The organism is Candidatus Buchananbacteria bacterium CG10_big_fil_rev_8_21_14_0_10_42_9 (assembly GCA_002773845.1).
GTDB lineage: Bacteria > Patescibacteriota > Patescibacteriia > Buchananbacterales > 21-14-0-10-42-9 > 21-14-0-10-42-9.
In genome coordinates, this window is the sequence record PEZZ01000002.1 from 6,532 (window position 1) to 14,521 (window position 7,990).

Sequence of the window (7,990 nt, forward strand, 5' to 3'; positions counted from 1 at the left end):
AAAAATGTGCTCAATGCCATGGCCAAGGTGTGATCAAAAAGCAAACAGAATTAAAAGTAAAAATTCCGGCGGGCATTGACAACGGCCAAACTATCAGGTTAAGCGGTGAGGGAGAGGCTATTCAGGGCGGAGTGGCTGGGGATTTGTATGTTAATGTGGTAGTGCTGCCAGAAATTGGGTTCCAACGAGATGGTTACAATATCATCAATACTAAACTCATAAGTTACGCTACCGCTGCGCTTGGCGGGAAAGTGGGAGTTGAAACAATTGATGGCCCCGTTGCTTTAAAAATTCCGTCCGGTACACCAAGCGGCAAAGTGTTTGTGCTTAAAGGTAAGGGCGTGCCGCATCTGAATGGCCATGGCCGCGGCAATCATTTAGTTGAAATCAAGGTTAAAGTGCCAACTAAATTATCTCGTAAGCAAAAAAAGCTGCTCGAACAACTTGAGGAATTAGAATAGTAATTTGTGACCCCACCCACCTTCGCTACCCTCCTTCGCATGAAGCTTCGGAAGGGTGAAAAGCTACGGACGGGCATGGGGGGATCTTAGTCGTCGCTTTGCTCCTACCCATAGGGGCTTCTCCGCCTACGCTAACGCTTCGGACGGGCAGGCAGGATCGGCCTGCGCACTAAAATTTTGCTAGTACCGCTACGGGGAATCGAACCCCGATTTCCAGGATGAGAACCTGACGTCCTAACCATTAGACGATAGCGGCATAAAAAATATTGTATCAAAATTTAATACGCGACAAAAACCTGGCGCGCGTCCCGGACCAAGCTTCGCTTTGGTGCTGGGATCCTAGCCGTTAGACGATAGGGCCGGGTGCTCATAACTAATAACAAGCTACGCATAAAATGTCAACCATAATACGTGCTGTGTTATAATGTTTTTATGCCCAAATTAATTTTTTCAACCAATGCCAGCGTAAATTTGGCTAAGTCGCTAGCTAGAAGTAAAAAATTTAGATTAGCTAAAGCCGAAGTGACACGTTTTGCCGACCAAGAGATAGCCATAGCCTTAAAAGAAAGGGTTAAGGGCAGGGAAGCGTACGTCATCGGGGCGACTTATCCACCCGGTGATAACCTATTGGAGCTTTTAATTTTAATTCACACTTTAAAAGTTAATGGCGCTAAAAAAGTAAATGTTATTATCCCGTATTTCGGTTATGCTAAAGCCGACCGCGTTCACCCGGCCGGTACAACTTTTTCGTCCAAGCTAATTGTTCAGACAATTGAAGCGGCTGGAGCGACAAAAGTGATTGTGGTTGATATGCACGGGCATCGCGTGCCAAAATTATTTAAGATTAAATATCAGGGAATCAGCGCTGTTCCTTTATTGATCAAAGAACTGGAAAAAACTAAAATAAAAAATTTTACTATCGCAGCTACCGATAAAGGCAGTATCAAACGTGCCGAAAAATATGCTTCAGCGCTTGGCATAAAAAAAATTGTAAAAGTCTCCAAATCACGCCCTGGCCGCGATCGAGCAATTGTTACTGATGTATCAGGAGAAGTGAAAAATATGAATGTGATTTTAGCGGACGACATGGTTCAATCAGGAGGTACATTATGTAAAACCGCCGCGGCGTTAAAAGCTTTGGGGGCGAGAGGAATTTATTGTGCGGTAACGCATATTTTACCAACCGGCCCAGCCTTTGAAATTTTACAAAAAGATAAAAATATTACCAAAGTTATTTTTATTAACACCATGCCGCATCCTTATAAAAAACTTCCTCCCAAGTTCAAGCAATTAAAAACGGAAAAGTTACTTTTGAAGGACATGGAGTGATTGTGCTACAATGCATTTTATAAAGGTCTCAACTGTATTAATAAACAAAACAAAATTATGAGCAACAGAAAAGTCGCAGATTGCCGAAAATTTCCTAGTGAAAAAAATTGCAGTTTAGCAATTTCAGGCACCGAAGACGAGGTTTTAACAGTGGCTGTGCGCCACGCCGTTAATGAGCATGGTCATGAAGATACGTCCGAATTAGTAGAACAAGTTAGAAAAACTTTAGCCGACGAATAGAGTTTAAGGCCGGCTACTAAAACTACTGCTTTTGGGCAGTAGTTTTAATTTTTTTATACTATATTGGTTGTGAAAAAATTAAATCAAAATTCATGCTATACTAATAAATACACATGTTAATAACTGAACAAGAGACCGAAAGGGGGTGAGTGTATGGGAGGACACAATAAAGGAGTCCATATGGTAACCTTTTTGCTGCTAGTGATCGGCGGTTTGAATTGGCTGTTGGTCGGTGCTGTCGGTTGGGATGTCGGCGAATTGTTCGGCGGTATGGACGCCGTTGTATCCAGAGTAATTTACGTTTTGGTTGGCCTATCAGCTGTTTACGAATTAGTCACACACAAGGCTAATTGCGCTAAGTGCAAAGAGGGAGCCAAGCCGGCGACAGGCAGCATGCCTACCCCTGGAGCTGGCGGAAACCAACCTCAAGGTTAATTTATTTTCACTTTAAACAGTCCCGCTAAGCGGGACTGTTTTGTGTTATAATTAAAACACTTATGACAATTTTAGCGGCCTTCATTATTTTGATTGTTTTATTTTATGCCTTGGGTAAGGCAGCTGATTTAGTTATTTACAATGCCAGAATCGCCGGAGAACGCTTGCATTTAAAATTGATTTTTGTCGGTTTGCTGACTGGATTTTTAACTAGCTTGCCAGAAGTTGCGGTAACAGTTAACTCCATTTTTGAGCATACCGAGCAATTAGCGTTAGGTAATTTAATTGGCGGTATCATGGTGCTTTACGGGCTGGTCTTGGCGCTAAGTATAATTTTTAATCGTAAGGTGGAAACATCGGGCGAATGGGGGAGAATTGTACCGTTAAATATTTATTTATTTAGCCCATTTATTTTAGGCGCGGACGGAATGTTAAGCGCAGCCGATGGCATGATTTTGATTGCTGGTTATTTAGCCTTGGTGGCGTATCTTTATTTTTTAAATCGCGAAGCTAAAAGCCGCAGTCAGTCAACCGTCCCTTTCACTTTCAAAAACTTAATTTACGCAGTCATTGGTTTAATATTAGTAGTCATAATTTCTTTTGCCGTCCTGCGGCTGGCGGAATATATGTTGCAATATGTTAATTTTACGCGTTTCTTTTTTGGGCTAGTCATATTTTCCGTGGGGACTAATTTACCTGAGGTTATCGTAGCTTTTAGATCTTGGAAGCGGCATGTTGGCCGTTTGTCGCTGGGCAATATTTTTGGCAGTACTATGAGCAATGTTTTGATTATCGGATTTTTGGCTTTTTTTCGCCCGCTGAAAATTATTTTTGATGTTGAGCACTTGGTTTTTGCTTCTTTCATGATCGCGCTGCTATCTTTAGTGGTTTTCTTTTATGTTTCAGGTAAGAGGTTTAGCCGTAATGAAGGCGGGGTGCTATTGGCGCTTTATTTGTTGTTTGTTTTTGTGAGTTTAATTTGTATTGCTTGTAACGTTATTTAGATGAGAGAAAAAGAATTTACCCGTCACACTTTAACCAGCGGTCAAAATTCAGTTGTTCGCCAACTTCCGCCGCACGGCAACTTACGCTTTCCGCCAAATTTTTTGTGGGGGACGGCCACGGCGGCCCATCAAATCGAAGGCAATAACATTTACAATGACTGGTGGGAATGGGAGCAAATCGCAAACCATATTGAAAACAATGACAAATCTCGACGCGCCTCAAATCATTATGAACTTTATGAGACGGATTATAGCTATATTAACAGGATGCACAATAATGCTTACAGATTTTCCATAGAATGGTCGCGCTTGGAACCAAAAGAAGGGGAGTGGGACCAAAAAGCAGCCGATCATTATTTAGATCAACTAAAAAGTTTAAAAGCTAAAGGGATTACCGTAATGGTAACCTTGCACCATTTTACTTTGCCTCGGTGGCTAGCTAGACAGGGCGGATTTAAAGCGCCCCAATCGGTTGACTTGTTTAGCCGCTACGTCAAATTTTGCGCCGAAGAATTTGGAGAATATGTTGACTGTTGGGTAACTTTTAACGAGCCGCTGGTTTATTTGACTCAAGGGTATATGGTGGGGGTTTGGCCGCCGGGCGAAAGTAGCTGGAGTTCTTTGTTTAGAGTCGCGAAGAATCTAAGGCGGTCGCATATTTCTGCTTATAAAATAATTCATTCAATTCTTGACCGGCCATCACGAAAAAGTCAAGTGGGGGTAGCAAAAAATATAATCTCTGTTTTTTTGTACCGTAAATATAATGTTATAGATATCATAGTTTCTCGTTTAATTAGCTGGAATTGGAACCATTCATTTTTGTGGGCGACCAAAAAATATCACGACTATTTGGGGTTGAACTATTACTTTCATTATCGGCTTGAAAAATCACATTGGAAGACCTGGCAATTTTTTGTTGACGTCAGGCGCGAGCATCGTGAAATGTCTGATGTGGGTTGGGAAATTTACCCTCCCGGCATTTTTAGCGCCTTACTAGAATTTAAAAAATATCGTAAGCCAATTTATATTACCGAAAATGGCATTGCCACAAGAGACGAAAGCCGCCGATCAAGGTATTTGGTGTCTCATTTAAAAGAAATATATCATGCCATTTATGCTGGCGTGGACATTCGCGGATATTTTTATTGGTCTTTAATTGACAATTTTGAATGGGAGGAAGGCTTTCATCCTCGCTTCGGCCTGATCGGAGTAAATTACAAAACATTTGAACGTGAATTTAGGGATACGGCTAAAGTTTACCGTGAAATTGCTAAAAATAATATGATCCCGCACCGCCTCTTAAAATTGTTAGGCCACGCCGTGGCGTTTGAAATTTAATATGCACGCTTGGATAATTACAGCGATTTTGGCTTATTTCTTTTTCGCTGCGGCGGCAGTTGTTGATAAATTCATACTGACCAAAAAAATTGATCGGCCGGCAGTTTATACGGTTTTAGTTTCACTTTTAGGCGTTCTGGTTTTGGCCATCGCACCAATTTTACCCGGTGAGTTATTCGTTTTGCCACCTTCAGGATTGGCTTGGTCTTTTGCTTATGGCGTGGCCTTTGTTTTTGCCATTTTTTATTTGTACCGAGCCATGCGACTTGGAGAAGCGTCAAGAGTAGTACCAATTATAATTTCTTTTCAGCCAATTTTTATACTTTTGATGGCTTGGGTTTTAATCGGTGAAACTTTAGCGCCAATTTCTTTTTTAGCTTTTTTGCTAATTTTATTTGGTGCTGTTTTAATTTCATACCAAAAATCAACTTGGCAAGTAAATCGCAAGATATTTGCCTTTTCGCTTTTGGCTGCTTTTTTCTTTGCTTTGAATTTAGCCGGCAGTAAATTTTTGTTTGATCAATATGGTTTTGCCTCACCGTTTGTGTGGATTAGAATAGGGTCAGTAGTAGCGGCTGGTTTTTTCTTGTTAAGCCGATCTATCAGGCAGGGTGTGTGGCAAATGATCAAGCCAAAACCAGCTGGCCATCACCAAAAACATGGTCTATTGTTGGTTATTGTCGCTCAGGCTTTTGGCGCCGTTGGCGTAGTCATGGTAAATTATGCGGTTAGTATTGGACCAGTGAGCTTAGTCGGGGCATTGCAAGGGCTGCAACATATGTTTGTTTTTGTTTTAACGACTTTAATATCACTTATGTTACCGCGGGTGTTATCAGAAAAAATTTCCCGTTCAATTTTGATTCAAAAGAGCATTGCAATTATTATATTAGTTAGTGGTGTTGCTATATTAGCCTTAAGTTCAACCGGATGAATTTTTTGATAAATTACTTTAAAAATAAAATTTTTGGTTTTAAAAGTCGGTTTCGGGCTTTTATATTAATCGGTTTTTTTCTTAGCGTTATAATCATTTTTGTCGTTGTATTTTGGAGCAAGGATTATTATTTACCAGGCGGCGTTGATTATGGCGTCACTTTTTCTAAGCTTTACGCTGAAGAGTTAAATTTAGATTGGCAAGAAGCGTATCTAGCTATTTTAGACGATTTAAAAGTTGATAAAATTCGTATTCCTATTTATTGGCCGGATATTGAGCCCCGCATTGATGAATTTTATTTTAAAGATTATGATTGGATGTTTGAACAAGCCGGCCAAAGAGGAGTGGGCGTGATTCCGGTTATCGGCCGCAGGGTTCCTCGCTGGCCCGAATGTCATACACCTCCGTGGGCTGATCGCCTCAGGAGCCAAGATATGGTTAACCGGCGGCTACTAAAAATTATAGAACAAACTGCCAAACACTTTTCGCTTTACAATAACTTGATCGCCTGGCAGGTAGAAAACGAGCCGTTTTTGAGTATTTTTGGTGAATGCCCTAAGCCCGACGCCGATTTATTAAGTCAAGAAATTCATATTGTTAAGTCGGTTGATCCAACTCGTCCTATAATTATCACGGATAGTGGGGAGCTTAGTTTTTGGGGAAAATCTTCTTCTTACGCTGATATTTTAGGCATTACTTTGTATCGTTTTGTTTGGAATCCGGTAATTGGTTATTTTGGACACATTTACCCCCCTGCCTTTTATCGCTACCGCGCCAGTAACGTTATTCAAAATAATCCAGCATTGAGTAATGTAATAGTTATGGAGCTACAAGCCGAACCTTGGATTAACGGCCCATCAATCACTGAAGCATCATTAGCCGAGCAATATAGCTCCATGGATTTAAATAAATTGAAAAGCATTGTTGACTATACTGAAAGCGCCGGCTTTAACCAGGCATATTTTTGGGGAGCGGAGTGGTGGTACTGGCTAAAGATCAAGCATGGCGATGAGCAATTTTGGCAGTATGCTAAAACATTTTGGCAGTAACTCATCCCCGCGAAGGCTGGGATCTAAGGTGCTAATTAAACATGGATCCCCGGGCCTTGCCCGTGGATGACAAAAGAAAAAATGTTAAGAAAAATATTTTGGCAATTAAGATTTTTAGACTGGTATTTGCTTGGTAGTATTTTTATTTTACTTACCTTAAGCGGGGTATCTATTTTTAGTGTGGCGTTAAGTCAGCCGCAAACTCATATGGTGTTCTTCCAAAAACAGTTAATATTTATTGCTTTGGGCGTGTTGGCGATGCTGGTCACGGTTTTTATCGGCTTTGATTGGGTTGAGCAATATAGTATGTATTTATATGCCGCGGCGGTAATATTGCTTTTGGGAGTTCTATTCTTTGGAGTTACGCGCGGCGGTACTACCGGCTGGTACGATATTTTTGGTTTAACTTTTCAGCCGGTTGAAATAGCAAAATTAATTTTAGTTTTTTGGCTGGCCCATTTAATCACTCGAGGTATGAACAAATATTCCAACTTGCAATTAATTGCGCTTAGCGGCGCGGGAGCATTTATTTTATTTTTGCTAGTCGCCCTGCAGCCAGATTTCGGTTCGGCAGTAATTATTTTTTTGCTTTGGTGGATTCTTTGGCTTATAGTTGGTATGGGGCGGTGGCATTTCCTGGTAGTTTTAGCCTGCTTGGTAGTCGGTGGTGCTTTAGTTTGGACTTTTGCTTTAAACGATATTCAACGCCAAAGAGTTTTTACTTTTGCAAATCCGACGGTTGATGTGTATGGCGCGGGTTATAATGTCAGGCAAGCCAAGATTGCTATTGGCGCCGGCGGACTTTTGGGGCGCGGAGTTGGTTTTGGCACTCAAACTCAACTTAAATTTTTACCAGCCGCGCAAACGGATTTTATCTTTGCGGTAATCGCGGAAGAATTGGGACTGCTGGGGACGGGGCTAGTAGTACTTTGTTTTGGGGTAATATTTTTGAGGCTTTATATTATTGCGACTAAAACTAACAATGATTATTATTCGCTAGTGGTTTTTGGCATATTGATAATCTTTTTTAGCCAGTTTTTTATAAACATTGGCATGAATTTGGGCCTGTTACCAGTGACTGGCATCCCCTTGCCGTTTGTGAGCGCCGGAGGCAGTTTTTTGATTGTTAGCCTTGTTTTTATCGGTCTTGCCGAAAGCGTTTTTATCCGTAGCGTCAAATATAAGATTTAATTTGCTTGACCC

The 7,990-nt window shown here is 41.1% G+C and carries 8 protein-coding genes, 1 tRNA gene and 1 pseudogene (1 of these 10 cut by a window edge); 9 read left to right on the top strand and 1 reads right to left on the bottom strand.

The features are described 5' to 3' along the window. Positions 1-461 (top strand): annotated as a pseudogene (gene dnaJ / locus COT81_00200) (molecular chaperone DnaJ) (it extends 592 nt beyond the left edge of the window). Positions 462-642: 181 nt separating this feature from the next. Here dnaJ and COT81_00205 read toward each other — a convergent pair. After that, positions 643-717 (bottom strand) — tRNA-Glu (locus COT81_00205). 176 nt (positions 718-893) lie between these two features. Between COT81_00205 and COT81_00210 the strand changes: the two genes are divergently transcribed. The 8 genes from COT81_00210 (at position 894) to COT81_00245 (ending at position 7,978) form a co-directional block, all read left to right on the top strand. After that, a complete protein-coding gene (locus COT81_00210) occupies positions 894-1,790 on the top strand; it encodes a hypothetical protein (protein PIS05571.1) in 897 nt (298 codons plus the stop codon). A 57-nt stretch (positions 1,791-1,847) separates the two neighbouring features. Continuing rightward, on the top strand, positions 1,848-2,030 hold the full coding sequence (locus tag COT81_00215) for a DUF1059 domain-containing protein (GenBank protein ID PIS05572.1): 183 nt from the start codon (positions 1,848-1,850) through the stop codon (positions 2,028-2,030). Positions 2,031-2,183: 153 nt separating this feature from the next. Then, positions 2,184-2,465, top strand: coding sequence for a hypothetical protein (locus COT81_00220; GenBank protein PIS05573.1), 282 nt, complete (start codon positions 2,184-2,186; stop codon positions 2,463-2,465). A gap of 62 nt (positions 2,466-2,527) precedes the next feature. After that, entirely contained in the window at positions 2,528-3,469 is a 942-nt protein-coding gene (locus tag COT81_00225) for a hypothetical protein (protein PIS05574.1), read from the top strand. Then, positions 3,470-4,807 carry a glycoside hydrolase family 1 protein gene (locus COT81_00230; GenBank protein ID PIS05575.1) on the top strand — a complete coding sequence of 446 codons (1,338 nt, stop codon included), beginning with the start codon at positions 3,470-3,472 and terminating at the stop codon, positions 4,805-4,807. 1 nt (position 4,808) lies between these two features. After that, a complete protein-coding gene (locus COT81_00235) occupies positions 4,809-5,738 on the top strand; it encodes a hypothetical protein (GenBank protein PIS05576.1) in 930 nt (309 codons plus the stop codon). Further along, positions 5,735-6,787 (top strand): hypothetical protein, encoded by a 1,053-nt coding sequence (locus COT81_00240; GenBank protein ID PIS05577.1) that lies wholly within the window; start codon positions 5,735-5,737, stop codon positions 6,785-6,787. The genes COT81_00235 and COT81_00240 overlap by 4 nt, the downstream gene beginning before the upstream one ends. Positions 6,788-6,853: 66 nt before the next feature. Continuing rightward, the gene (locus COT81_00245; GenBank protein PIS05578.1) at positions 6,854-7,978 is read left to right on the top strand and encodes a hypothetical protein; all 1,125 of its coding nucleotides are present in this window, start codon (positions 6,854-6,856) and stop codon (positions 7,976-7,978) included. The last annotated feature ends 12 nt before the right edge of the window (positions 7,979-7,990 follow it).

Bases quoted from the DNA above. Each gene is read 5' to 3' on its own strand.
- COT81_00210 (PIS05571.1), top strand. From the start codon at position 894: ATGCCCAAATTAATTTTTTCAACCAATGCCAGCGTAAATTTGGCTAAG.
- COT81_00215 (PIS05572.1), top strand. From the start codon at position 1,848: ATGAGCAACAGAAAAGTCGCAGATTGCCGAAAATTTCCTAGTGAAAAA.
- COT81_00220 (PIS05573.1), top strand. From the start codon at position 2,184: ATGGGAGGACACAATAAAGGAGTCCATATGGTAACCTTTTTGCTGCTA.
- COT81_00225 (PIS05574.1), top strand. From the start codon at position 2,528: ATGACAATTTTAGCGGCCTTCATTATTTTGATTGTTTTATTTTATGCC.
- COT81_00230 (PIS05575.1), top strand. From the start codon at position 3,470: ATGAGAGAAAAAGAATTTACCCGTCACACTTTAACCAGCGGTCAAAAT.
- COT81_00235 (PIS05576.1), top strand. From the start codon at position 4,809: ATGCACGCTTGGATAATTACAGCGATTTTGGCTTATTTCTTTTTCGCT.
- COT81_00240 (PIS05577.1), top strand. From the start codon at position 5,735: ATGAATTTTTTGATAAATTACTTTAAAAATAAAATTTTTGGTTTTAAA.
- COT81_00245 (PIS05578.1), top strand. From the start codon at position 6,854: ATGACAAAAGAAAAAATGTTAAGAAAAATATTTTGGCAATTAAGATTT.